Source organism: Pseudocolwellia agarivorans, from assembly GCF_002000085.1.
GTDB lineage: Bacteria > Pseudomonadota > Gammaproteobacteria > Enterobacterales > Alteromonadaceae > Pseudocolwellia > Pseudocolwellia agarivorans.
In genome coordinates, this window is the sequence record NZ_MUZU01000001.1 from 402,505 (window position 1) to 428,374 (window position 25,870).

A 25,870-nucleotide genomic window follows, 5' to 3' on the forward strand; every position below is an offset into this window, starting at 1 on the left:
TATTTTTAATTTAATAATAAATAATTGTATTTATTATTAAATTATAAAAAAAAACGATAGTAACACGAGCACAAGTGATAAAATCGTATTAATTTATATGTCACTTACAAAGATTGAAAAATGAGAAAGTAAATATTTTATTCATGAAAACTTTAATTATAGAAAAGTAATTAAAGATGAATAACATAAATTTAGTGGATTAAGATATTGAATAATATGAAAAGAATAAAGTGGTCGGTGATGCAAGATTCGAACTTGCGACCCCTTGGACCCAAACCAAGTGCGCTACCAAGCTGCGCTAATCACCGATATACTTTATTTCTACTAGCCTGAATGGGGTGGCTGAAGGGACTTGAACCCTCGACAACCGGAATCACAATCCGGGGCTCTACCAACTGAGCTACAGCCACCACTGTATGGCGCGCCCTGTAGGATTCGAACCTACGACCCACGCCTTAGAAGGGCGTTGCTCTATCCAGCTGAGCTAAGGGCGCACATGGCCTACAGAACTAAACTTTTAATTAAAAATTAAAAGTGGTCGGTGATGCAAGATTCGAACTTGCGACCCCTTGGACCCAAACCAAGTGCGCTACCAAGCTGCGCTAATCACCGACATTGCTAAAAACATTACTTGCTTTCAACGGGGGCGGATATTACCTAGTTGACTGGGTCGCGTCAAACATTTTTTATAAAAAAAAACGCGTTCGGTCACTTTTGCATCATCTTGTATAATTATCAACTCATTAATGTTGAAATAACGCTTGATGGCAATAATTTCATTATTTCATCACCATAATTTTATTTATATAAAATCCTTATACAATTACGTTTAAAATTATGAGAAAATGCTGTCGTTTTTTCACCCATCATAATATATAGAAGTAATATGACAGCATCATTAATTAATGGCAAAGAAATTGCCCAACAAATTAGAACATCTGTAAAACATAAGGTTGATCAACGTATAGCGAGTGGGTTAAGAGCTCCCGGCCTTGCCGTTATATTAGTTGGATCAGATCCTGCTTCTGAAGTTTATGTGGGAAGTAAGCGCAGAGCATGTGAAGAAGTAGGCTTTATATCAAAATCTTACGATCTAGCAGCATCGACATCTGAAAGTGATCTCCTCGCATTAATTGATGAGCTAAACTCAGATAATACAATTGATGGAATTTTGGTTCAGTTACCCCTTCCTACACATTTGAATTCTAATTTAGTGATTGAACATATTAATCCTAATAAAGATGTTGATGGTTTCCATCCTTCTAATGTAGGTAAATTAGTGTTGCGCCAACCAGGTCTTCGCCCTTGTACACCTAAAGGTATTATGGAATTAATAACAACTACTAACATAAAAACTCATGGTTTAGATGCTGTTGTTGTAGGTGCTTCAAACATTGTAGGTAGACCTATGAGTTTAGAATTACTCCTTGCGGGTTGTACAGTTACAACAACTCATCGCTTTACTAAAGATTTAGAGTCAAAAGTAAGAGCCGCTGATTTATTAGTTGTTGCCGTTGGTAAACCAGAATTTATTCCAGGCGATTGGATTAAAGAAGGCGCTATAGTGATAGATGTAGGTATTAACCGCTTAGAAAATGGTTCACTAGTAGGCGATGTAGGTTTTTCTGTTGCTAAAACTAAAGCATCATTTATCACACCTGTACCTGGTGGCGTTGGCCCCATGACAGTAGCAAGCTTAATAGAAAATACTTTATTAGCGTGTGAAGCTCACGATTAAAATATAAAGCGTTCAATTTAAAAAGAAAAGTCAGCTAATTAGCTGACTTTTTTATTAGGTTTAATTCTATTATTTATTGGATAGTTAAAAATAACATAACTAAAACAAAGAGAGTTAAGATTAAGCTTTACGCCATGTGGTTTTTCCAGCTGAATCTTCAAGAATAACATTCATCGCTTTCAGTTTGTCTCTGGCTTCATCTGCTAATGCCCAGTCTTTATTAGCACGCGCATCGTTACGTTGTTTAATTAACGCTTCAATTTCTTCAGCTTCAGAATCATTTGCAACACTACCTTTAAAGAACTCTTCTGGTGAGCTTTGTGCAATACCTAGCACTTTGCCTAATTCAATAAGAATATAAGCTAACTCCCCAGCTTTGTTTGCATCTTGATCTTTTATGCGGTTAATCTCTTTAGATAATTCAAAGATAACTGGCATAGCTTCTGGACAGTTAAAGTCATCATCCATCGCTTTTTCAAAACGATTAACGTACTCATTACCAGCCAACTCTACTTTTACAGGAGTTACATCACGTAATGCTGTGTATAAACGCTCTAAACTAGAACGTGCTTGCGTTAAATTGTCTTGCGAGTAGTTTAGCTGGCTACGATAATGACTCGATGTTAAAAAGAATCTAACCGTTTCGGCGTCATACTCGTCTAAAACGCTACGTAATGTAAAAAAGTTATTTAGCGATTTAGACATTTTCTCTTTGTTAATTTGCACCATACCACCATGCATCCAGTAATTAACATAAGGCGTATTATTTGCACAACACGACTGAGCTATTTCATTTTCATGATGAGGGAATTGTAAATCAGAGCCGCCACCATGAATATCAAAATGCTTACCTAAATGCTTTTGGTTCATGGCAGAACATTCAATATGCCACCCCGGACGACCTTTACCCCAAGGCGAATCCCAACTAGGCTCATCAGGTTTAGCCATTTTCCATAAAACAAAATCTAACGGGCTTCTTTTAGCGTCATCAACATCAACACGTGAACCCGCTTGAAGCATATCAAGGTTTTGCATACTCAATTTACCATAATCTTCGTATGTACTAACCTCAAACATCACGTCGCCATTTGAAGCAACATATGCATGACCTTTTTCAATAAGTGTAGAAACAAGGTTAATAATTTCAGGCATATGACCTGTAACTGTTGGTGCAATATCAGGTCGCATGATATTTAAATCATCAAAGTCTTGATACATTTGATCCGTCATTCGCATAGTTAAAGACTCACAACTTTCGTTATTCTCTAATGCACGTTTAATAATTTTATCATCAACATCAGTAATATTACGCACATGAGTAAGCTCGTAGCCAGAATACTTTAAGTAGCGAGCAATAATATCAAAAGCTACGTAAGTTCGTGCATGTCCTATATGACAACGGTCATAAATGGTAATACCACAAACATACAAGCCAACCTTCCCTTCGGTGATAGGTTTAAAGATTTCTTTTTTTCGGCTAAGCGTATTAAAAATTTGCAGCATAACTATTTCGTATTCCTATTATTGTGCTTATAAAATCTGTATGGCACTTATTGAAGTTGGTTAATTGTATTTAAACAAAAAATCGAAGCGTAATTGTACATCAACATTTCTTTTGAATCATCAGATGGATAGATTTTAACAGAGAAATAATTGAAATCTTGAGGTACAATCTCCACATTGTAAATTTCGTATAAATAGAGAGAACATATAGTGATTACTTTTAAAACAACATTAGGCGATATCAAAATCGCATTAGACTTTGATAAAGCCCCTGTTACAGCTAAAAACTTCCAACAATATGCTAAAGATGGCTTTTATAATGGCACTATTTTTCACCGTGTAATTAAAGGTTTTATGGCACAAGGCGGTGGTTTTTCGTCAGGTTTAGAAGAAAAAAGTACAAGTGAAAGCATTAAAAACGAAGCAAATAATGGTGTAAGTAACACACGAGGTACTTTAGCTATGGCTCGTACACAAGATCCTCATTCAGCTTCTGCTCAATTTTTTATTAACTTAGTTGATAACACCTTTTTAGATTTTAAAAGTGAAACAGTTCAAGGCTGGGGTTACTGTGTTTTTGGTGAAGTAGTAGAAGGCATGGACATTGTAGATAAAATGACTTTAGTTGATACAGGTCGTTTAGGTCATCACGACGATGTACCAAAAGAAGAAATCATTATCACAGAAACAGTTATTGAAGCTTAAGAAAGCAGCTTAAATTAAATATTTGGATTCAAATTTTTTAGTGATAAATAATAAAAAACAAATCATCTACTTTATAGCTGACTTACATTTAGCGGAAAACAGGCCTGATATAACGGCCTGTTTTTTGGCATTTATGAAAAATGATGCGATAGAAGCCGAGAAGCTCTATATTTTAGGCGACTTATTCGAAGTTTGGTTTGGAGACGACTACAAAACTGAGTTAACAGATGCTGTTATAAATGCCATAAAAACTTTAACAGCAACAGGTACTGAGGTTTATTTCATTCACGGCAATAGAGATTTTTTACTCGGTAAGCATTACGCTAAGCAAGCCAATATGATTTTATTACCTGAAAAACAGCTAATCGACCTTTACGGTGAAAAAGTTTTACTCATGCATGGCGATACACTCTGTACGCGCGATGTTGATTATCAAAAATTCAGAAAAAAATCGCGTAGTTGGTGGTGGCAAGGTTTTATGAAAAGCCTTCCGTTATGGTTGAGAAAAAAAATAGCAGATAATTATCGTAAAAAAAGCAAACTGGCTCAACAAAAAAAATCTTTAGATATTATGGATGTAACAGAGTCTGAAGTTGTTAAAGATTTAGAAAAATATAATTGTCAATTAATGATCCATGGTCATACCCACCGCCCTAACATACATGAACTTACAGCGAACAATAAACCCGCTCAAAGAATAGTATTAGGCGACTGGTATGAACAAGGTGCTTGGTTAAAAGTGACTCCTACAACAAGAACATTATTGAACACCCTTTTTTAAATAATGACCGTCATTTTCATCCAACTTGAGATATTATCAATATTGAATTTCAATAAGAAAATCCACTAAACAAATTAGTGGATGAAGAGAATATACAAAGCTATAAATATTATGCTTTGTTATAGATCATAATTAAGGGGGAAATAGGTGAAATACCAAAATTATCAAGCTACAAAAAAATATGCCCAATTAACTAATGAACTATTAGAAAAATTTCAATTATCTCCTACACCTATTAATTATTCTATATTTATGCAAATGCAACCAATATAATACTGACAAAACAACTTAATAACCTAATAGATAGAAACAATATTAATGACTTTAGAATCAATGAATTATATGATGAACACATATCCCAAGTCACTCAATTAGATAAAGAATACCTCTCTCCTTTATATACTACAATTGATAGCGTAGTTTGCATGCTGAAACAACAATTACTATCAGAAGAGCAAGCTGTAAATAATTTACAAAAAATAGATAAAGCACTAACTAAATCAGAGAAAAGTAACTCTCTGCAACAAATTATTTCTTACGTACAAAATACAGTTAACAGCTCCGTTGAACAACATAAATCATTATCAGAAGAATTGAATAAAACTAATAATGAAATTAGTGAGCTAAAATCTAAGTTAAGTAAAGCCAAACAAGATGCGATCTCTGACTCTCTTACCGGATTTTTAAACCGTAGAGGTTACGAACAAAAACTTACAGACATAGATATTAGAGAAACACATAGCAGCTTAATGATTGATATAGACCATTTCAAGCGCATCAATGATAATTTTGGTCATCTAATTGGTGATAAAGTTATTCAAAAAGTAGCTTTATCTATTAAAAACCATATCTCTGATATTGATATAGCAGTTAGGTACGGTGGTGAAGAATTCATGGTTATTATTGTAAATAAACCTGTAAATGAAGCTAAAAACATTGCCGAGCAGATACGATTAACAATTAATAATTTAAAATTAAAGCAAAAGAATTCAGATAATTTTTTACCACAAATTTCAGTTTCAATTGGAATAGCAGAAACAAAACATGAAAAACACTGGCAAGATTTAATTCAGCGAGCAGACAAGGCATTGTATGAAGCGAAACTATCAGGTAGAAATCGTACTAAAACAGCAACTTAGTTAGAATTTATTGATTTTTTTAAAAACACTATTAGCTCCTCTATTACTAGTGGGTAACTAAAGTAATAACCTTGAAACCTTTTACAACCAAGCTTTTCAAGGTGATACTTTTGCTCTGCTGTTTCAACACCTTCAGCAATACACTGCATTGACAAGCTTTTTGCTATATCAATAATCCCTTTAATGACACCTAACTTAACCTTGTCACTTTGCCTAATAAAAGATTGATCTATTTTAATCGTATTAAAAGGTAAGCTTAGTAAATACGTTAAAGATGAATAACCTGTTCCAAAATCATCAATTGCAAACCTAACGCCCTCTGATTTTAAATTATTAAACAAAGTTTCTATTGGTCCTAGCTCCTCAATAAAAACACTTTCTGTAAGCTCTATTTCTAATGAATCTCCAGGTAATTCATATTCATTTAATAACGTTAAAATATTGCTTTGGAGTTTTTTAGGCGTTAAACAATCTTTAACGGAAATATTAACAGCAACATAAAGATCAGGATTCAAATTTCTTAATTTTTTAATAGTACCAATGCTTTGCTGTAAAACCCACTCTGTAATTTCAGATATTAACAGGCTCTCTTCAGCTATTGGAATAAAAATATCAGGAGGAACAATACCAAGCTCTTCATTTGTCCAACGTAATAAAGCCTCTATACCTATGACTTTATTTTTTAAAAATAAAGGTTGGTAAACTAAATGTAATTCATTTTTACCGATAGCCTGCCTTAAGAGATTATCTACCTTTTGATTATACTTAACAGCATCTGATAAATGACGAGAATATAGCTGTACATTATTACGACCACTTTGCTTTGCAAAATACATTGCTATATCTGAATATTTGAGCAACTCTTCTGGTTCTAAACTATCTAAAGGAAAGTAGCTCAAACCTATGCTAGCGCCTATATGTATGGTGTGAACTCCGACAAAAAAAGGTAATTTAAGACTATTTATAATATTTTGAGATATTTTTTTTGATATTTTGATAGATTCACAATCACTTAATATTACAACAAATTCATCACCACCATGCCGAGCAGAAAAGTCACCTTTACGTATTTTTTGCTGTATTCGAGTTGTGACTTGCTGTAACAGCAAATCACCAACAGCATGCCCCAAAGTATCATTAACTGTTTTAAATCTATCTAAATCAATAATAGAGCACTGTAAAAGGTGTCTTTTGACTTATGGCTACAGCCTTTTCCATAAAAACATTTAATTGATTTCTATTAGGTAACCCTGTTAATTCATCATAAGCGGCTTGATGTTCAATTTTCCCCTGCAATTTAACACGCGCTAAAGTAACACCTAATATACCGCTTAACATGTTTAAGACACTAAGTTTCTTATAACCATCTTCAACAATAGAAACACTTGCAGCATTTAATAGTCCCACTATTTTTCCATTAATTTTAACGGGTGAAGTCCAGCTAGATTTCAAACCAATTGTTTCAAGTATTTTAATATCAATATAATTATAAACGGAAAAATCTTCAAAAAAATATGCTTCTCCACTCTTGTATACTTTACCTAAAGCAGTATTTTTTAAAGGGAAGTTAATTGAAAAGTCACCAACTGCATTTGGAAAAATAACTTGCACATCAAATAGCTGGGTTTCTTCATTAAATACGACATAACTAATACGTTGTGCTGAGACAATTTTACTTACAGATTCCGTTATAATCGAAAAAACTTCTTTCTCATTCATCGCTCCAGACAATATCTGTGCAACTCTTGCAAGCTCTTCTAGTTCAAGTGAATAACTTTTATAACGTTCAACCCCCTTCTCAGCTTGTACCAGTAAATCTTGTCTTTCAAGGTAAGAAGATACAAGTTTAGCCACTAAAGACATCAGCTCTGCGCTATCACTATTGTATACATTTTCAGAAAGGCTCCCTATATTTACAGTACCAATAACACTATGCTCATATTTAATGGGAGCATTCATAATACTTTTTATATTTTGGCTATAGAGCTGCTGAGCATCAACTTTTAAACTATTTTTATAATTGCTATGCCATAAGGTTTTGTTCTCTAAAATAGAGTCTCCTGCAAATGAATTACTTAAAGGTAAAAACTTACCAATAGATAAAGCACCATCAGAACCGTTCAATGCATATATTTCTAGTTGCTTTTCATCAGGAGTAAGCAAAGTTATGCTACAACGTTCTGCAGGTAAAATGAGTGGTAAATAGTCAGCTAAAAGTGAAAAGATTTCTTTATCAGAATTTGCCTTTACGATTTCTAATGTAAAATGGCTGAGTGTAAGAGAAACCTGCTCTTTTTCTAAAGATATCAACTGAACATTTTTTTCCAATTAAATTTGCCTTTTCTAATATTAATTAATAAGAAAAGTATTACACACATATAAAAGATTGCGTAACTACAACACAAATAAAACGGCAGGCACTTTAAGTGGCTTACTATGGTTTTCCACTGTGAAACTTAAAATCACTATCAGGGCTTGATATTAATTCAGCTTCAACTTTTCCAAAATACTCAACCTTTGCAGTGATATCTTTAACAGATATTAATTGGGCTAACTCTAAATAATCTTGGTAATGGCGGGCTTCGGATCTTAAAAGAGAAACATAAAAGTCTCCTAACCGTTTATCAACACGAGGCGCTAATTTAGCAAATCGTTCACAAGAGCGAGCTTCTATATAAGCACCGCATATCAACTTATCGATTAACGTATCGGGTTCATGTGTTGTAACGTGAGTTAGCATGCCTTTAGCATAGCGAGATGAAGTTATATTTTCATATTCAATGTCATAATAATCCATCATTTCTAACACCTGATAAAAGTGGTGTAACTCTTCTTTGATTAGTAACACCATTTTATCAATTAAATATTGTCCGTATAAAGAGTTAGACTTAGGGACGACAGATTTAGTGAGCTTATTTTTAGCGGCAAGATCCCGCCAATCACCTTCTCTTTTATAAATATATTGTTCAAATGGCCGTAACCATTCCAATAAAATATCACCACTCTTTTTATCAACTGCGTACTTTCGGATAAGAAACATTGCAGACTGAGCAGCTTTCAGCTCACAAATTAAATGATCAATTAATAAAATATTTAAATTTTCAGGTTTAATCGCTTCATCAACCCATGATTTAGAAGTTTCGACATTTAAAAAGCGTTTAATAGGTAATAATAAATCTGAATAAATCATATAGGCTAACAATATTGAGCAATTCCTCTATTTTAAAAGTCTATTTATTGAGATACTAGAAAAATATTAATTTATAGGTAACAAACTTAGCAACAATGAAATCTGAAAGTGACAAATTATTAAAAAAGCACCAGGAACTTATTCATACAAACAATCTAAAAGTAACTTCACACGTACAACGTGAAGAGAATGATTGGTTTATCAATACCATTATGTTTGAAAATATAGATGTCCCCTTTAAATATAAACGTAAAGAAATGTATAAATCTTTAATTCATAATCGAGTTAATGTTACTTATTATGTATCCAAAGAAAAAATAGCAGGCTTCGAAATAGAGGTTATGAATATTGTTAGAATAAAAGTGAGTTAAAGTAATAACAGTTACTACCTTTAGATTAAATCATAATTAAAAACGCTCTTTTTTGATTATTTTATTAACATTTCTTGACCTTTGCCCCGCTATCTTACATAAATAAGGTGTAAGACTTAATAATAATAATTACATAATAATTTAAACAAAACTAACCGACATCGCGTTATGTTGTCCTTTGTTCGGAAACGTGGAAGGAGATTACAATGATATTAAATCATATATGGGGCTTATACACTCACCCTAAAGAAGAATGGCAAGTAATCGAAAAACGCCACGAAAGCTTACTTTACAGCCTCATTCATATATGCACTATAGCTTTGATTCCTGCTATTTGTGGCTACTTTGCAGCAGCACATATAGGTTGGACCATAGGAGTAGGAGATCCAATAAAATTAACTAATATCAACGCTATTGTTATGGCGACTATTTTTTACTTAACGTTAATTGTTGGTGTAGCTGCATTAGCTTACTTAATACACTGGATGGCTAGAACCTTTGACTCTTCACCTGATTTCACTCAATCACTAGAACTTGCAGCATACACTGCAACACCATTGTTAATGGTAGGTATTGTAGCCCTTTATCCTGTTCTTTGGTTTGTTGTACTTGCATGTATTGCTGCAATGTCTTATTCGGTTTACCTTTTATATTCAGGTGTACCTATTATGATGAATATCCCTGAAGAAGAAGGTTTTATATACGCAAGTTCGGTTGTAACTTGTGGCTTAGTATTATTGGTAGGTTTATTAGCCGCAATGATTATTCTTTTTGGAGTAGGTTTAGGGCCTGAATTTTTACATATATTTAATTAAAAGCTACAACCAACATAATACTTTTATATAGATAAACTCTAACCTTAAATGAGTTTATAAAGTTAGCTGTTTTTAAATACATAAAAGCTAAAGTATTATATTAAGGATATCCCTTACTAAAAGGTAATAAAAAAGACGCTAATTAGCGTCTTTTTTTGTTTCTGTCACCCTAACGTGGATGAATCAAACTAAATTAGCTTGGTCTACGCTCTGTACGACGAGGACGTTCTGCAGGTGCAGCTGAAGCATCAGACACACTAATATCAATTGCTTGACGACGAATACGTACATTCTTCAATTGCTTAAACGATTTCTCAGGCATACCTTTAGGTAACTGAACAAAACTATGTTTTTCGTGTAAGTTAATTGCGCCAATATAGCTACTATCAAGAGAGATTTCGTTAGCAATTGCACCAACAATATCACCTGGCTTAGCCCCATGCTCTTTACCGACTTCTAGACGGTATGTTTGCCAATCAACATCTGTGCGGTTTTCTTTCGCTTTACGAGGAGCTCTTTCACCACCACGGTCATTTCTTCCGCCACGGCTATCTCTTGCGCCACGCTCATTTCTTCCACCACGGTCATTTCTAGCACCACGATCATTTCTGTCGTTACGCTCACGAGTATCACGACGAGGTTTAGGATCTTCTTTTGGTTGTAACGGTTGCTTAAGTTGACTTTCAAATAATAAAGCAGCTGCTAAATCAGTTATTGAAAGTTCTGATTGTTCAGCCATTTGCTCAACAATTTCACGCATTGCTTTAATATCTCTATTAGCAACAACGTCCACTATTTTAGTACGAGTACGTTCAATACGTGCTTTACCAATATCTTCAATATTTGGTAATTCATAAGTATTGATAGTGCCAGACGTTAAACGTTCATAATGACGTAATGAATACATTTCACGAGGACGACAGAAAGCAATTGAAACACCTTCACGACCAGCACGTCCTGTACGTCCAATACGGTGAACATAAGCCTCATTATCACCCGGTAAATCGTAGTTAATAACTAATGAAATACGAGGAATATCTAATCCACGTGCTACAACATCCGTTGCTACTAAGATTGATGATTTGCCTGATTTCATTTGATCAATAGTACGTTCACGTTGTTGTTGGTTCATATCACCATTCAACGGAAGTGCTGGGTAACCAGCTCGCTCTAATTTTTCAGCTACGTCTACGGTATCATTACGTGTACGAACAAAAACAATCATTGCATCGTATTCAACACTTTCAGCAATACGCTCTAAAGCGGTTATTTTACTAATACCACTTACTTTCCATGCAAACTGTTGAATATTTGCTTTGGCTTTTTTAACCGCTGCAATTTTAATATGTTCTGGATCTTTTAAGAAACGGTTAGCTACTTTACGAATTTGCGCAGGCATAGTCGCAGAGAATAACGCCATTTGCGTTTGCTTAGGTAAATGCTCAAGGATCCATTCAATGTCTTCTAAAAAGCCCATGTTTAACATTTCATCTGCTTCATCTAATACACAGAAAGAAAGGTTATCTAGTTTTAAGCTTTTACGACGTAAGTGATCCATTAAACGACCTGGAGTACCTACTACAACCTGTGCACCGCGCTCAAGTTGTTGAAATTGTGGTTGGTAAGATTGTCCACCATATAAAGTCGCTACTTTTAAACCTTTCATGTTTTTAGCAAATGTTTCAATAGCTGCTGCAACTTGAATCGCTAATTCACGCGTTGGCGCTAACACCATGAGTTGTGGTTTTCTAATTGACGGGTCAATTTTAGCAAGTGCTGGCAAACCAAATGCAGCCGTTTTACCTGTACCTGTTTGTGCTTCACCTAACACATCTTTACCAGCTAAAAGCGGCGGAATAGTTTGTGCTTGGATAGCTGTTGAAGATTCAAAACCTAAAGTTTTTAATGCAGATAATAAAGTTTCAGGCAAGCCTAAAGAGTCAAAGCTCACAGGAGCGTCGTTAGTTGTTGTCATAATAAATTGTCTTCTCTTGGCGAGATTTGATTCAGGGAAAAAATATTTTAATCAAAGATCTCGCATATATATATACGAGGAAACCACCAGGAAGACTTAAGGCACAATCGGTATGCTAAATATGAACATTTAGCTAGGCAAGTCTATTGGGCGGATATACCCCACTCATTTCACATCAAGCATTGCTTATTGAAGTCAGCTTAAGTGAGGCGCGCATTATACAGACTATGCTTATTTATACAAGATAAAACTCAGTATTCTGTGTAAATAATAGACTTTTTTATATTTTATTTAAAAAGTACTCCAAATAACTTACTCACCACCTTCTAGCATATCAGCAAAAGAAGAAAGTTTTTCTAACGCTAAGCTATGCACTGTTTTTCTTGGATATCGTCCTAAACTATTCGCTTTTCCGGCAGTAACTCCTAGCAGTAATTCTAGCGATTGATCAATATCTTCAACAGCATGTATAGCAAATACACCTTCTTCTACCGCATTAATCACTTCATCAGACAGCATGAGGTTGATCACATTGGTGTGAGGAATGATAACTCCTTGTTTTCCAGTTAAACCTCGGTCTTTACATAAACGATAGAAGCCTTCTATTTTTTCATTCACTCCACCAATAGACTGTACTTCACCGTGTTGATTAATTGAACCTGTAATAGCAATCCCCTGATCAATAGGCAGTTGGGTAATTGATGAAATTAATGCGCACAATTCGGCCATTGACGCACTATCACCATCAATATGACCATATGATTGTTCAATCGCAATATTAGCTGAAATTGAAACAGGAAATTCTTGACCGTATTTATGCCCCAAATATCCCGTCAACAATAAAAATCCTTTTGAATGAATAGATTTCCCTAAATCGACTTCGCGTTCAATATCAGTAACACCTTGACTACCAGCATACACAGTAGCGGTAATACGGGCAGGTGTACCAAAAACACTCTCACCAATTTCAAGTACAGTTAAACCATTTACTTTACCCACTTGCTTACCTTGCGTGGTAATAAGTACTTGTCGTTCTTTGATTTCGCTCAACCATGTTTCACTAATACGTCCTGTTCTTCTTTCCTTAGCCGCAAGCGCTAACTTGATATGTTTAGCGGTAAGTTCACCTTCTTCTTTTAGCTTATTCCATAAATAATGAGCTTCATCTAATAAGTCGTTAGAATGAACGATATTAGCTGATATTTTATGTTGATGTTCTTCTCTTCTTAGCGCGTACTTTATTAGCTCCACAATGGCATCGTTTGATACCGTTGGATATTGATTTTTTTGTGCGCGTTGTCGAATTAAATTCGCATAGGCTATAAGGTTATCGTCATTTTTATCAAGGTATCGATCAAAATCAGCAAGTACTCTAAACAGCTCATTGAACTCTTGATCGTAAGCGTGCAAGGTGTAATAGATGTCAGCATCACCTAAAAGTATAATTTTTACTTTTAACGGGATTTTTTCAGGTTGAAGGCTATACGAACCAGGCTGAGAAAACTCAGAATATGGGTTTTCTATGGTCACCTCTTGGGTTTTTATCGCTAATTTAAGACGTGCCCACACTAATGGCTGGTTTAAAATTTTATCAGCATCTAATAATAAATACCCACCATTAGCTTTATGAAGAGCGCCCGGTCGAATCAAACGATAACTCGTATAAGAGCTTCCTTGAAAGCTAGCAAAATCAACATGCCCAAATAAGTTTTGATAAGTTGGATTTTGCTCATACACGACAGGAGCGCCGCCATTCGCTTCTCGCGAAACTAATAAGTTAGGTAAAAAATGCTCTACCATGAGTTTACGATTATCTTTGGCTTTTTGTTTTTCGTTATCTTCCCCCACTAAAATATCAAGTACAGTATCAACCACATGCACTTTTACTTTAGATAAGTATTTTAAAACACCTAAGTTACTCGAAAACTCATGTTCTAACTCTTTTAATAAAGGCTGAATACTTTGAGCTGCAGTTTCATTTTTAAGCTTTTTAAGCTTATCAGTAGATAAACGTTTCCACTTAGGCAGCTCAATCAATTCTTCTGATAATAGGTTTTCTAACTCTGTTAACGACTGATAAAATGCGCTGCGCTTTTCTTCATCTAAGCTTGCTAGTTCGTTTTCACTTAACGGCTTTCCATCAACAACAGGAGAAAAACCAATCTCGCCGTTTTCTTCAAATAACATAACGTTGCACTTTAAAGCGGTTTCTTCAACTTTACTGATCGCTTCATCATATTGTTGGTTAAATTCACGATCGATTGCCGCTTTTTGACGCTGATAGCTAGGGTTATCAAACAGCTCTGGAAATAATGCAATTAAATCATCAATAAAAGTATTAATACGAGCAACCAGTTGTTTGCCATCTCCTGGACTTAAATATAACTTATACGGAGCATGAGTATCATCAAAGTTATTGATATAACACCATTCTTCAGGCGTATTTTGATTTTTAGCTGATTCGGTAAGCATTTGTTTTATTAATGTTTGTCTGCCCGTTCCATGCTCCCCCATTGCAAATACATTAAAACCAACTGAGTTCATGGCTAAACCAAATTCTAACGCTTCTTTAGCTCTTTCATGTCCAACAAAAGGCTGTTTGATTTTTTCAATATCATCTGACTGAGTAAATAGAGATTCTGGTAATTGCGCCGTTAGTTTTTGAGGTTTGACCAAGGTGGTAACGGTTTCTGATGTCATGAAAATCTCACTATAAAGGTTAGGAAAACAAGCACTTTGCTGGGAAAAAGCTATTTAAAGCCATAATAAGGGCATAGTGTACTCTTACATTAAGCTAGATAGCAAAGCACAGATTAAAAATAAATATATTTATGGTGTTAAGCTTTTTCGACAAAAAGTCGTACCATTACATTTGATACAAGATGAGAGAATAGTGACGTGGTGTATTTGCTGTAAATGATGACAAGTTAAGCATTCTACTTCGCCAAAGCCAATATAGTCGCCTTCCTTGTACAAACCATCATGAACAAAGTCTTCTTGAAGTTCAGCCCATTCAACACGTGTTTGGTCAGTTACGCACGCAAGATTTTTCCAAAAAGTTTCTTTTAATAATTGAAGATATAAAGAATGTTGAATATCTGATTGTGACTGTTGATAAAACTCGATTAAATCTAACTTAAAGTTAGCGATAAATTGTTGGTACTTTTCTTCTGGAATACTTTCGGCAGATTTTACCCACTTTTTAGCTTCTTCTACTAATTCAACTACATGCGTAAGCTCATGTGATTTTAAATCATCAAACCAGCTTACTAAATCATTACCGCTAGTATGTGAATTATTGTGAGTGTTAGACTTTTTAGTCATATTATCCCCTTCAGCTAAACTGATAACAAAGTGACATACAGCTAATTTGAGTATAGACAATATTCCTAAAATACTTAAATTAGTTTATTTATAGTATGTAGATAAGGTATTCTATAGGTATTAATTTATCCCCTTATATGATCAAGAATGCAATCAATAATTTCTTGAAAATAATAAGCAATTTTTTTGAATACCTGAGAAATCGTTAATGGAATCCATCTACAATCCCCAATCTATAGAAGCCGAAGTTCAACAACATTGGACCGAAAACAAAACATTTGCTGCAGTTGAAAAACCTGAGCAAGAAAAATTTTATTGTTTAGCCATGTTCCCTTACCCAAGTGGTAAATTACATATGGGCCATGTTCGTAACTATAGCTTAGGCGATGTTATTTCTCGATATCAGCGTATGCAAGGCAAAAATGTAATGCAACCTATGGGTTGGGATGCGTTTGGTTTACCTGCTGAAAATGCGGCAATCAAAAACAAGTCAGCACCTGCTAAATGGACTTACCAAAACATTGATTACATGCGTAATCAATTAAAGTCGTTAGGTTTTGGTTACGATTGGGACCGCGAATTTGCTACCTGCGATAAAGACTACTACCGCTGGGAACAATGGTTTTTCACTAAACTTTACGAAAAAGGCTTAGTGTACAAAAAAAATGCTACTGTGAATTGGGATCCTGTTGATCAAACCGTTCTCGCTAACGAACAAGTTATTGATGGCAGAGGATGGCGTTCAGGTGCAATAGTTGAGCGTAAAGAAATTCCACAATGGTTTATTAAAATTACCGATTATGCTGAAGAGTTATTACAAGATTTAGATCAATTGACTGATTGGCCTGAACAAGTAAAAACTATGCAACGTAACTGGATTGGTCGTTCTGAAGGTGTTGAATTAACCTTTAATGTTGCCGATTCGAACGAAAGTTTTGATGTTTATACAACTCGCCCAGACACCTTAATGGGCGTTACGTATGTAGCCGTAGCTGCACAACACCCACTAGCTTTAGAAGCAGCTAAAAATAACGCTGACGTTGCTGCGTTTATTGAAGGTTGTAAAACCAATAAAGCTACTGAAGCCGACATGGCAACAATGGAAAAGAAAGGTGTTGATCTTGGCTTAAAAGCTATTCACCCAATTACCGGTGAGTTAGTTCCTGTTTGGGCAGCAAATTTTGTATTAATGGATTACGGTTCAGGTGCTGTAATGTCAGTTCCTGGACACGACCAACGCGACTGGGAATTTGCTACTAAATATGGCTTAAACATTACGCAAGTTATTGCGGGTGCTGAAGGCGAAGATATTGCAACAGCTGCTATTACAGAAAAAAATACCTTAATTAACTCAGGTGAATTTGACGGATTAAACTTTGAAGAAGCTTTTAAAGCCATTTCAGATAAATTAATCGCTGAAAACAAAGGATCTATTAAAGTTAACTATCGCCTACGTGATTGGGGGGTTTCTCGCCAACGTTATTGGGGCACACCTATCCCAATGATCAACTTAGCTGATGGTACCTCTGTTGCTGTTCCTGAAGATCAGCTACCTGTAGAGTTACCTGTAGACGTAATTATGGATGGTGTAACATCACCTATTAAAGACGACCCTACATGGGCTAAAACAACATACAATGGCGAAGACGCACTACGCGAAACCGATACATTTGATACCTTTATGGAATCGTCTTGGTATTACGCACGTTTTTGTTCATCTGACGATAAAACACAAATGCTTGATCCAGAAAAAGCAAACTATTGGTTACCTGTTGACCAATATGTTGGCGGTATTGAGCACGCTATTTTACATTTACTTTATGCGCGTTTTTTCCATAAATTATTACGAGATGTAGGCCTAGTTGATTGTGACGAACCTTTCAAAAAATTACTCTGTCAAGGTATGGTATTAGCGGATACTTATTACCGTGAAGCTGAAAATGGCTCTCAAGACTGGATAGCACCAACAGACGTAGAAGTTGAACGTAACGAAAAAGGCCAAATAACAGCAGCTAAAAGTAAAATAGACGGTGAAGCGGTTATTTCAGCGGGCATGAGTAAAATGTCTAAATCTAAAAATAATGGTATTGACCCACAAGCCGTTATACAACAATACGGTGCTGATACCGTTCGTTTATTTATTATGTTTACTTCACCACCGGAGCAAACGTTAGAATGGTCTGACTCAGGGGTTGAAGGCGCACATAGATTCTTAAAACGTGTTTGGAAGCTTGCTTACGACTTTACTCAAGAAGAAGCTTTAACACCTGAACAAACACTAGCAAATGTGACATTAAATGCAGATCAAAAAGCATTACGTCGCGAATTACATAAAGCAATTGGTAAAGTAAGTGATGATATTGGTCGTCGTAATACCTTTAACACGGCAATTGCTGCGATTATGGAGTTAATGAACCATTTAACCAAAGCAAAATTAGATACGGTTGAAGATCGCGTTGTCATGCAAGAAGCCGTCAGAGCTGTTATTTTAATGCTTACTCCTATTGTTCCGCACTTAAGTCATCATGTTTGGAACATTATTGGCGATGGCAATGCTGTTGAAAATACACCATGGCCTGCCGTTGATGAAAGTGCCTTAGTGGAAGACGAAAAACTGATTATCGTACAAGTAAACGGTAAATTACGTGCAAAAATTACCGTAGCAGCCGATGCAACTAAAGAGCAAGTAGAAACAATAGGTTTTGCAGACGAAGTTGTCGCTCGATTTATTGAAGATAAAACAATACGTAAAGTGATATATGTTCCAGGTAAGTTATTAAATATAGTCGCTAACTAAAAACACATATCTATTGTAATTCAAGGGTAGAAATATTATTTCTACCCTTTTAATACTTAATTTTATTATTAAAAATTCATATCAACTCATTCGTAAAAGTTGGTAGAACAATCAGAGAAATGTAACATTGAAAATAAACGTTAAATCAAATAGCTGCACTTTATGGTTATGCTTAATTTTAACATTCGGCTTAATTCAAGGATGTGGATTTCAATTACGCGGCGATTATTTACTTTCTCCTCAATTACAAAACATCTATGTAAGTTCAGTTGATAAACATGGCGAGCTAACACGTTTAGTAAAACAACATTTATTGTTTAATAAAATAAACATTACTCCGCAATTAACACAACAAACACCTGAATTACGTATTTTAAATGACACCTTAGATAGAAGAACCCTCTCGGTATTTTCTAATGGTCAGGTAGCAGAATACGAGCTTATTTATTCAGCTAAATATCAATTGATTTTTGAAGACCAAGAAGTCAGAGATTATGAAATTGAATTAAATAGAGATTATCAAGACGATCCTAATTTAGCGCTTGCAAAAAGTCGTGAGTTAACGCTAATGTTAAGTGAAATGCGTCAAGAAGCAGCAGATAAAATTTTAAGAAACTTATCAAGTTTAAAATTATAAGTTTTACTGTTTACGCTGTTCTAAATACCACACAAAGAAACTAAGCTATTCATTATGCGTATTTACCATAACAATTTGTCAGCTACACTTAATCAAGGCTTCAAACCTGTTTGGTTAATATTTGGTGATGAGCCATGGCAAAAAAATGATAGCTTAGCCACAATTAAAAACACTTACTTACAACAAGGTTTTGACGAGATTATTCGTTTTACTGCCGATGATAAGTTTGATTGGTCAAATGTCACTTATGAATACCAATCAATGAGTTTATTTTCCAGTCAACGTATTATCGAAATAGAAATAATATCCGGCAAGGTCAATGAAACCGCAAGTAAAGCACTCATAGCGTTAAGTGAACAATTTAATAACGATATTATTTTAATTATTCATGGAGCAAAGCTTGATGCCGCTCAACAAAAAAAGAAATGGTTTAAAACCTTTGAAAACCTAGGTTGTTTTTTACCTTTATACGATATTGAAGGTAAACAACTCCACCAGTGGCTAAATCGCCAAATTAAGCAGCTTAATCTAAATATTCATCCTGATGTTCTTCCCTTAATGATTGAGCTATTTGAAGGTAATTTATTAGCTTTAGATCAAGAACTTCAAAAGCTTTCTATTTTGTTTGGTCAAAATCTAATAACAATACAAGACGCTGAAAAAATTATTATTAATCAGGCTAAATTTAATCCTTTTCAAGTGATTGATACCTTATTAATAGGCAATTTAAAAAAATGCGTTTCTATTCTTGATCAGCTTCAACATGAAGGGGCTCCAATAGGTCAATTAGTGTGGTTTATGCACAAAGAAATATCTCAATTAATTGCAATGCAAGAAAGGCTTAAACAAGGCGAATCAATCAACGATTTATATAAATTTTATCGTATATGGGATAAGAAAAAGCCCTTATATCAAAATGCCTTAAACAATATGAGTATGCATAATTTACAGCAGGGTTTAAGTCGATTAGCACAAGTTGATTTGATCAGTAAAACCGCCAGCGACTTTAATCCCTATTTGTTACTTTCAGATGTTTGTATCACCTTATATTTTGGGCAAACAACGTCAAACTTACCGTTAGATTACGAATATAGTTAATGAACACCTCAGAGAATATAAGAGATAAAGCACTAAAAATAGGCATTTTAGGTGGTACTTTCGACCCTATTCATAAAGGCCATATAGAGCCTGCTAAACAAGCCATCAAAAAGTTTTCTCTCGATAAAGTCCTCGTAATTCCGGCGCATAAGCCACCTCATAAAAATAGTACAAATGCTTCAACAGAACATCGTGTAAACATGGCAAAACTATTTTGTAAAAAAGAACCTTTTTTTGAGTTAGACATAAGAGAAATAAAACGCTCTACCCTATCGTACACAATAGATACGTTGAAAGAAATTAAAGCAGAATACCCCACAAGTGAACTGTATTTTATTATGGGAATGGATTCATTATTAAGCTTTACCACCTGGTATTTATGGCAAGAAATTCTGCAACAATGTCATTTAATTGTGAATACTAGGCCCGGTTACGATTTATCGAGCATTAACAATGAAAGCAAAAAATTATTAGCTACACACCAATATTTATCTTCTTCTGCTGAGATCACTACAGATAACAACGCAGTAAAAAAGTCAGGATATATTTTTTTACACAATTGTGACGACGTAAATATTTCATCCACTGAAATTAGAAAAAAACTAGTAAATAACCTTGAATGCTCACAATGGTTACCTAGCGATATTATTGAATATATTAACGCTAATCAGTTATATAGAAATAAATAGCCCATATTAAAAACAGACCATAATTCTCTTTTATTCATCGAACGCGCTAATAACGACTCGAAATTATCAAGTAAGTTTTCGATTCAAGTTAAATGCACGCTTACCTAAGAATTTAAAAAGTGATATTATATAGGCCATATATAACCATTAATAAAACCAAAGAGAACACACGTTGGAAAATACCGCACTTAAAGCCTTTGTTATTGAAAAACTAGAAGACATGAAAGGCCGAGATATTACCGTTTTAGATATATCAAAAAAATCAAGTTTTGCTGATTACATGATCGTATGTTCAGGCAACTCAAACAGACATGTAAAATCAATTGCCCAATCAGTTGCTATGGAATGTAGAGCTGAAGGTTTAGAACCTTTAGGCATTGAAGGAAATGATGTGGGCGAATGGTCACTCGTAGATCTAGGTGAAATTATCGTTCATGTTATGACTGACCCTACTAGAGATTTATACCAAATAGAACAATTATGGGAATAGTATAGTTTATTATGCGTATTACCCTTTACGCGGTAGGCAATAAAATGCCATCGTGGGTCACGGAAGGATTCAACGAGTATTGCCGAAGATTTCCGCGTGATATGTCATTTCATTTAGTTGAGATCCCTCCAGGTAAACGGGGGAAAAACGCAGATATTTCTCGTATTCTCGAAAAAGAAGGTGAACTAACCTTAGCGGCTATTCCAAAAGGAAACCGTATTGTTACCCTTGAAGTAGAAGGTAAACCTTGGACAACACCTCAATTAGCTCAACAACTTGAACGCTGGCACCACGACAGCAGAGATGTTGCGTTGCTTGTGGGTGGACCTGAAGGGCTAGCACCTGCTTGTATTAAAGCATCTGAACAAAAGTGGTCTTTATCGCCACTCACTTTACCTCACCCTATGGTAAGAATAGTTGTTGCTGAAAGTTTATATCGTGCGTGGAGCATTAATAACAACCATCCATATCACAGAGAATAACCTTAAGTGTCAGCACGTAAACGCATTTCCATAAAAAACCATACGGCAGAAGCTAACTTATTTGCACGTAGAGCTTTTATTTCATTTATCGGAATATTAATTATGTTGCTGATCTTATTCAGTAATATATATAGCCTTGAGGTTAATTCTTACGATAAATACCAAACAAAATCTAACTCTAATCGTATAAAATTATTGCCTGTTGCTCCTAACCGCGGTCTTATATTTGATCGAAACGGCGTTTTATTAGCTGAAAACAAACCTATTTATAGTTTAGAAGTCATTCCTGAAGATGTTAAAAACATACAAGAAAAACTAACAGAAGTAGGTCAATTATTAGATATTAGCGCAGAAAAACAAGAAAAAGTTCTGAAGTCTATTCGTAGCAAACGACGTTTTAAACCTGTTGAAATACACTCTCGGTTGAGTGATCAACAAGTTGCTACTTTTTCGGTAAATCAACATAAATTCCCTGGTTTTTTTATTGATGCCCGATTAAAGCGTTACTACCCTTTTGGTGATTTAACAACGCATTCAATAGGTTATGTGGCTAGAATAAACCAACGTGACAACATAAAACTTGAAGATCAGGGTAAAGCTGATAACTATGCTGCAACCCGCAATATAGGTAAATTAGGCTTAGAAAAATATTACGAAGACGTACTACATGGCACCATAGGTCACCAAGAAGTAGAAATAAATAACCAAGGTAGAATAATAAGAACCCTAAGCTTTAATCCTCCTGTACCAGGAAAAGACATTACATTAAGCCTTGATATTGAATTACAAATGGTCGCTAAACGTGCCTTATCGGGAAAACGCGGTTCAATCGTTATTATGGATCCTCGCAATGGTGAAATACTCGCTATGTATTCAAACCCTAGCTACGACGGTAATTTATTTGTTCACGGTATTAGTAGCAAAAATTATAATAAATTAAGAAACTCTAAAGACTTACCTTTTATCAATAGAAGTACGCAAGGCCTATTTCCGCCAGCTTCAACCATAAAACCTCTTATCGCCTTAACAGGTCTAGAAGAAAAAATGATCACCCCAGAATATGAAATTTTTGATCCCGGCTTTTATCAACTTAAAGGTGTTAAAACCAAAAGGCGCGATTGGAAAAAATGGGGGCATGGTAAAGTCAACTTAACCAAGTCTTTAGAAGAGTCTTGTAATGTGTATTACTACGACCTTGCCTTTAGATTAGGCATAACGCGTATAAGTAACATGATGGAAAAGTTTGGCTTTGGTGAGTATAGCGGTTTAGATATTCATGAAGAGCGAAGCGGTACTATGCCAAGTGTTGAATGGAAAAGAGCCAAATATAACCAACAATGGTATACCGGCGAAACGCTATCGGTGGGTATAGGGCAAAGTTATTGGACAGTAACCCCCATTCAACTCGTTAATGCAATTACAATTTTGGTCAATAAAGGTGAAGTAAAAATACCACATTTATTAAAATCAACGACCGAAACAACCAATATCATCATTGATAATAAAAAATCAGTGTCTACGGTCACTAAAGATGTCGTTTACGAAGACAAACCCCCTATCATTATACAAGATCCGAAAAATTGGGATTTAGTACTAGATGCTTTACATAATACTGTTCAAAAATACGGAGCAACAGGTTATAACGCATTTAAAGGAACAACTTACGATGCAGCAGGTAAAACTGGTTCAGCGCAGGTTGCCAACATTAAACAAGATGAAAAATACGATGCAGAAACTACGCAAGAGAATCAACGCGATAACGCTATGTTTATCTCTTTTGCTCCCTATGAGTCACCAGAAATAGTCGTAGCAGTTGCTATAGAAAACGTAGCAAAAGGTGGTGGTGCCTCAAACGCAGCGCCAGTAGCAAGGCAAATGATGGATCAGTATTTTGGTGACAGAGTGATTATCAGTAAAGATCCAAGTCGCCACCCACATCACACAAAAGTTTATGGTGAAAAAAACGTGAGTAACCACAAGTGAGAACAACAGGCCAAGATCAGCAAAGGCATAGAACCCTACTTCAACGTATTCATGTCGACCTTCCTCTATTAATTGGTATTGTGTGCCTAATGATATTAGGCCTCTTTGTTGTATACAGTGCTGGTGGACAAGAATTAGATATTGTCATTAGGCAATCTATTCGCTTAGGCATAGCCTTAGTTGTTATGTTAGTTGTAGCACAAATTCCACCTATGTCTTATCAAAAATGGGCTGTACCTATGTTTGTTTTAGGCTTAATGTTACTTGTGTCTGTACTCTTATTTGGACACATAGGTAAAGGCGCGCAACGCTGGTTAGACCTAGGTTTTATGAAATTTCAACCCTCTGAAATAATGAAGCTTATTGTACCTATCACCATCGCTTGGTATGTAAGCCAATACGATCTACCTGCAAAAATATCTAATATTATTATCGCTTTTATTTTAGTACTTATGCCTACACTACTCATCGCTAAACAGCCCGACTTAGGCACCTCTTTACTAATTGCTTGCTCAGGTATATTTGTTATATTTTTAGCAGGTGCTAGTTGGAAGTTAATTGGGGTTTGTGTTGGTTTAGCTTCAGGCTTTGCACCTATTTTGTGGTTTTTCTTGATGGAAACTTATCAAAAACAACGTGTATTAACCTTCTTAAACCCAGAACAAGATCCTTTAGGCAGTGGATACCATATTATTCAATCAAAAATAGCGATCGGATCAGGAGGAATTCATGGCAAGGGATGGTTACAAGGTACACAATCACAACTTGAATTTTTACCTGAACGACATACCGACTTTATTTTTGCCGTGTTTAGTGAAGAGTTTGGATTAATAGGCGTTTCTGTATTATTCGCCGTTTACTTAGCTATAGTCATACGAGGGCTTTACATTGCCATTAATGCTCAACAAGCCTTTACTAAATTGTTAGCGGGTAGTTTAACCTTAACTTTTTTCGTTTATGTTTTTGTTAATATTGGTATGGTTTCTGGTTTATTACCTGTTGTAGGTGTCCCCTTACCTCTTGTAAGCTACGGTGGTACATCTATGGTAACCCTAATGGCTGGGTTTGGTATGATCATGGCAATAAGCACCAATAAACGCGTACATGCATAAATAAGTATAAATAAAAAACAAGGGTGAGTATGAAACACGAAAAATGGTTAGTTTTTTTAATAATATTGCTCAGTGCTTGTAGTACGACTCAAACAGGTCGATACCACCAAAAAAATGACAGTATACCTACCCGAACACCTACAAACGCTGAACTATTAGACGCTGTCCCCCGAAATGAAGCCCACAGCAGAGGTGGCAATAAAAATTACACTGTTAGAGGCAAAAACTATCAAGTTATAGAGTCTGCTCATAATTTTAAACAAACAGGTATTGCCTCTTGGTACGGCAACAAATTTCATGGGCATTTAACATCAAATGGTGAGGTTTATAATATGTACAGCATGAGTGCTGCCCATAAAAATTTGCCCTTACCCACTTATGTAAAAGTAACAAACCACCTCAATAAAAAATCAGTTGTTGTTCGAGTAAACGACCGTGGTCCCTTTCATGAAAACAGAATTATAGATTTATCTTACAGTGCGGCTTACAAACTTGATATGCTAAAAAAAGGGACGGCAATCGTTACCATTGAAGCCATTAATACTGACCAAACTCTTGAGAAAAACACATCACCCATCGGTTATATTCAAGTTTTTGCAACTCAGCATAAACATATAGCGATAGAAACATCGAATGCCTTAAAAAAACAATATACCTACAAAATTAGCACACCTTATCAAGACGGTGTTTATCGAGTAAAAATAGGACCGTTTATCAGTCAAATGAAGCTTGAACAAGCACTCACAAAAATTAAACAAAACGGTTACCCCAAAGCATTTAAAAGCTACATTAAATAATCTAAATCAAGGGGGAAGAGGATAACTCGCTTTATTATTTCCCCTTGCCTGTTTCATTTTGTAAATCTAACGATCTGAACAACTAACTTATTACTAAAAATGATAAAAACATCTCTTCCTTTATATTTTTTGTATAAAATACACGAAAAGTAACAACTTCATCCTTAGTACACCATAGCAATAAAGAATAATAATGCTATACTGCTGAAAAATATTTTGGCTTTTATAACAGTAGAATAAAGGA

Annotated in this window: 22 protein-coding genes and 4 tRNA genes; 15 read left to right on the forward strand and 11 right to left on the reverse strand. The window is 35.1% G+C overall.

The window, feature by feature from the left end:
• Nucleotides 1–231: 231 nt before the first annotated feature.
• The 4 genes from B0X80_RS01735 to B0X80_RS01750 form a co-directional block, all read right to left on the reverse strand.
• Nucleotides 232–308, reverse strand: a tRNA-Pro gene (locus B0X80_RS01735).
• A 26-nt stretch (nucleotides 309–334) separates the two neighbouring features.
• Nucleotides 335–410: transfer RNA gene (locus B0X80_RS01740), tRNA-His, on the reverse strand.
• A gap of 7 nt (nucleotides 411–417) precedes the next feature.
• Nucleotides 418–494: transfer RNA gene (locus B0X80_RS01745), tRNA-Arg, on the reverse strand.
• 41 nt (nucleotides 495–535) lie between these two features.
• A tRNA-Pro gene (locus tag B0X80_RS01750) sits at nucleotides 536–612 on the reverse strand.
• A 274-nt stretch (nucleotides 613–886) separates the two neighbouring features.
• Between B0X80_RS01750 and folD the strand changes: the two genes are divergently transcribed.
• Nucleotides 887–1,738 carry a bifunctional methylenetetrahydrofolate dehydrogenase/methenyltetrahydrofolate cyclohydrolase FolD gene (gene folD, locus B0X80_RS01755; RefSeq protein WP_077338104.1) on the forward strand — a complete coding sequence of 284 codons (852 nt, stop codon included), beginning with the start codon at nucleotides 887–889 and terminating at the stop codon, nucleotides 1,736–1,738.
• A gap of 120 nt (nucleotides 1,739–1,858) precedes the next feature.
• On the opposite strand, the gene cysS is transcribed toward folD, so the two are convergent.
• Nucleotides 1,859–3,241, reverse strand: a complete 1,383-nt coding sequence (gene cysS, locus B0X80_RS01760; protein ID WP_077338105.1) for a cysteine--tRNA ligase — start codon at nucleotides 3,239–3,241, stop codon at nucleotides 1,859–1,861.
• 210 nt (nucleotides 3,242–3,451) lie between these two features.
• Between cysS and B0X80_RS01765 the strand changes: the two genes are divergently transcribed.
• The 3 genes from B0X80_RS01765 (at nucleotide 3,452) to B0X80_RS01775 (ending at nucleotide 5,866) form a co-directional block, all read left to right on the forward strand.
• Entirely contained in the window at nucleotides 3,452–3,946 is a 495-nt protein-coding gene (locus B0X80_RS01765) for a peptidylprolyl isomerase (RefSeq protein WP_077338106.1), read from the forward strand.
• 40 nt (nucleotides 3,947–3,986) lie between these two features.
• Complete coding sequence (lpxH, locus tag B0X80_RS01770) at nucleotides 3,987–4,727, forward strand: UDP-2,3-diacylglucosamine diphosphatase (RefSeq protein ID WP_077338107.1); 741 nt, start codon at nucleotides 3,987–3,989, stop codon at nucleotides 4,725–4,727.
• 425 nt (nucleotides 4,728–5,152) lie between these two features.
• Nucleotides 5,153–5,866, forward strand: coding sequence for a GGDEF domain-containing protein (locus tag B0X80_RS01775; RefSeq protein WP_077338108.1), 714 nt, complete (start codon nucleotides 5,153–5,155; stop codon nucleotides 5,864–5,866).
• On the opposite strand, the gene B0X80_RS01780 is transcribed toward B0X80_RS01775, so the two are convergent.
• The 3 genes from B0X80_RS01780 to miaE form a co-directional block, all read right to left on the reverse strand.
• Nucleotides 5,863–6,996 (reverse strand): putative bifunctional diguanylate cyclase/phosphodiesterase, encoded by a 1,134-nt coding sequence (locus B0X80_RS01780; RefSeq protein ID WP_077338109.1) that lies wholly within the window; start codon nucleotides 6,994–6,996, stop codon nucleotides 5,863–5,865. The genes B0X80_RS01775 and B0X80_RS01780 overlap by 4 nt on opposite strands.
• A gap of 31 nt (nucleotides 6,997–7,027) precedes the next feature.
• Complete coding sequence (locus B0X80_RS01785; RefSeq protein ID WP_077338110.1) at nucleotides 7,028–8,194, reverse strand: GAF domain-containing protein; 1,167 nt, start codon at nucleotides 8,192–8,194, stop codon at nucleotides 7,028–7,030.
• 106 nt (nucleotides 8,195–8,300) lie between these two features.
• A complete protein-coding gene (gene miaE, locus B0X80_RS01790; protein ID WP_077338111.1) occupies nucleotides 8,301–9,056 on the reverse strand; it encodes a tRNA isopentenyl-2-thiomethyl-A-37 hydroxylase MiaE in 756 nt (251 codons plus the stop codon).
• A 95-nt stretch (nucleotides 9,057–9,151) separates the two neighbouring features.
• Here miaE and B0X80_RS01795 point away from each other — a divergent pair, with 95 nt between their 5' ends.
• Entirely contained in the window at nucleotides 9,152–9,427 is a 276-nt protein-coding gene (locus tag B0X80_RS01795) for a hypothetical protein (RefSeq protein WP_077338112.1), read from the forward strand.
• Nucleotides 9,428–9,633: 206 nt separating this feature from the next.
• Nucleotides 9,634–10,242 (forward strand): Yip1 family protein, encoded by a 609-nt coding sequence (locus tag B0X80_RS01800; RefSeq protein WP_077338113.1) that lies wholly within the window; start codon nucleotides 9,634–9,636, stop codon nucleotides 10,240–10,242.
• A 193-nt stretch (nucleotides 10,243–10,435) separates the two neighbouring features.
• Here B0X80_RS01800 and B0X80_RS01805 read toward each other — a convergent pair whose 3' ends face one another.
• From B0X80_RS01805 to B0X80_RS01815, 3 genes are all read right to left on the reverse strand, one after another.
• A complete protein-coding gene (locus B0X80_RS01805; protein WP_077338114.1) occupies nucleotides 10,436–12,217 on the reverse strand; it encodes a DEAD/DEAH box helicase in 1,782 nt (593 codons plus the stop codon).
• Between the two features lie 312 nt (nucleotides 12,218–12,529).
• Nucleotides 12,530–14,917, reverse strand: coding sequence for an ATP-binding protein (locus B0X80_RS01810; RefSeq protein WP_077338115.1), 2,388 nt, complete (start codon nucleotides 14,915–14,917; stop codon nucleotides 12,530–12,532).
• Nucleotides 14,918–15,046: 129 nt separating this feature from the next.
• Complete coding sequence (locus tag B0X80_RS01815) at nucleotides 15,047–15,541, reverse strand: zinc ribbon-containing protein (protein WP_077338116.1); 495 nt, start codon at nucleotides 15,539–15,541, stop codon at nucleotides 15,047–15,049.
• Between the two features lie 208 nt (nucleotides 15,542–15,749).
• On the opposite strand from B0X80_RS01815, the gene leuS reads away from it, so the two are divergent.
• From leuS to B0X80_RS01860, 9 genes are all read left to right on the forward strand, one after another.
• Nucleotides 15,750–18,338, forward strand: coding sequence for a leucine--tRNA ligase (leuS, locus tag B0X80_RS01820; protein WP_077338117.1), 2,589 nt, complete (start codon nucleotides 15,750–15,752; stop codon nucleotides 18,336–18,338).
• A 127-nt stretch (nucleotides 18,339–18,465) separates the two neighbouring features.
• Nucleotides 18,466–18,975, forward strand: coding sequence for an LPS-assembly lipoprotein LptE (locus B0X80_RS01825; RefSeq protein WP_245825360.1), 510 nt, complete (start codon nucleotides 18,466–18,468; stop codon nucleotides 18,973–18,975).
• A gap of 54 nt (nucleotides 18,976–19,029) precedes the next feature.
• The gene (gene holA, locus B0X80_RS01830; protein WP_077338118.1) at nucleotides 19,030–20,073 is read left to right on the forward strand and encodes a DNA polymerase III subunit delta; all 1,044 of its coding nucleotides are present in this window, start codon (nucleotides 19,030–19,032) and stop codon (nucleotides 20,071–20,073) included.
• Entirely contained in the window at nucleotides 20,073–20,762 is a 690-nt protein-coding gene (gene nadD / locus B0X80_RS01835; RefSeq protein ID WP_077338119.1) for a nicotinate-nucleotide adenylyltransferase, read from the forward strand. The genes holA and nadD overlap by 1 nt, the downstream gene beginning before the upstream one ends.
• Nucleotides 20,763–20,934: 172 nt before the next feature.
• A complete protein-coding gene (gene rsfS / locus B0X80_RS01840; protein ID WP_077338120.1) occupies nucleotides 20,935–21,252 on the forward strand; it encodes a ribosome silencing factor in 318 nt (105 codons plus the stop codon).
• An 11-nt stretch (nucleotides 21,253–21,263) separates the two neighbouring features.
• The gene (gene rlmH, locus B0X80_RS01845; protein WP_077338121.1) at nucleotides 21,264–21,734 is read left to right on the forward strand and encodes a 23S rRNA (pseudouridine(1915)-N(3))-methyltransferase RlmH; all 471 of its coding nucleotides are present in this window, start codon (nucleotides 21,264–21,266) and stop codon (nucleotides 21,732–21,734) included.
• Between the two features lie 6 nt (nucleotides 21,735–21,740).
• Nucleotides 21,741–23,717, forward strand: coding sequence for a penicillin-binding protein 2 (gene mrdA / locus B0X80_RS01850; RefSeq protein WP_245825361.1), 1,977 nt, complete (start codon nucleotides 21,741–21,743; stop codon nucleotides 23,715–23,717).
• The gene (rodA, locus tag B0X80_RS01855; protein WP_077338122.1) at nucleotides 23,714–24,829 is read left to right on the forward strand and encodes a rod shape-determining protein RodA; all 1,116 of its coding nucleotides are present in this window, start codon (nucleotides 23,714–23,716) and stop codon (nucleotides 24,827–24,829) included. The genes mrdA and rodA overlap by 4 nt, the downstream gene beginning before the upstream one ends.
• Before the next feature lie 29 nt (nucleotides 24,830–24,858).
• The gene (locus B0X80_RS01860) at nucleotides 24,859–25,626 is read left to right on the forward strand and encodes a septal ring lytic transglycosylase RlpA family protein (protein WP_077338123.1); all 768 of its coding nucleotides are present in this window, start codon (nucleotides 24,859–24,861) and stop codon (nucleotides 25,624–25,626) included.
• Nucleotides 25,627–25,870: the final 244 nt, after the last annotated feature.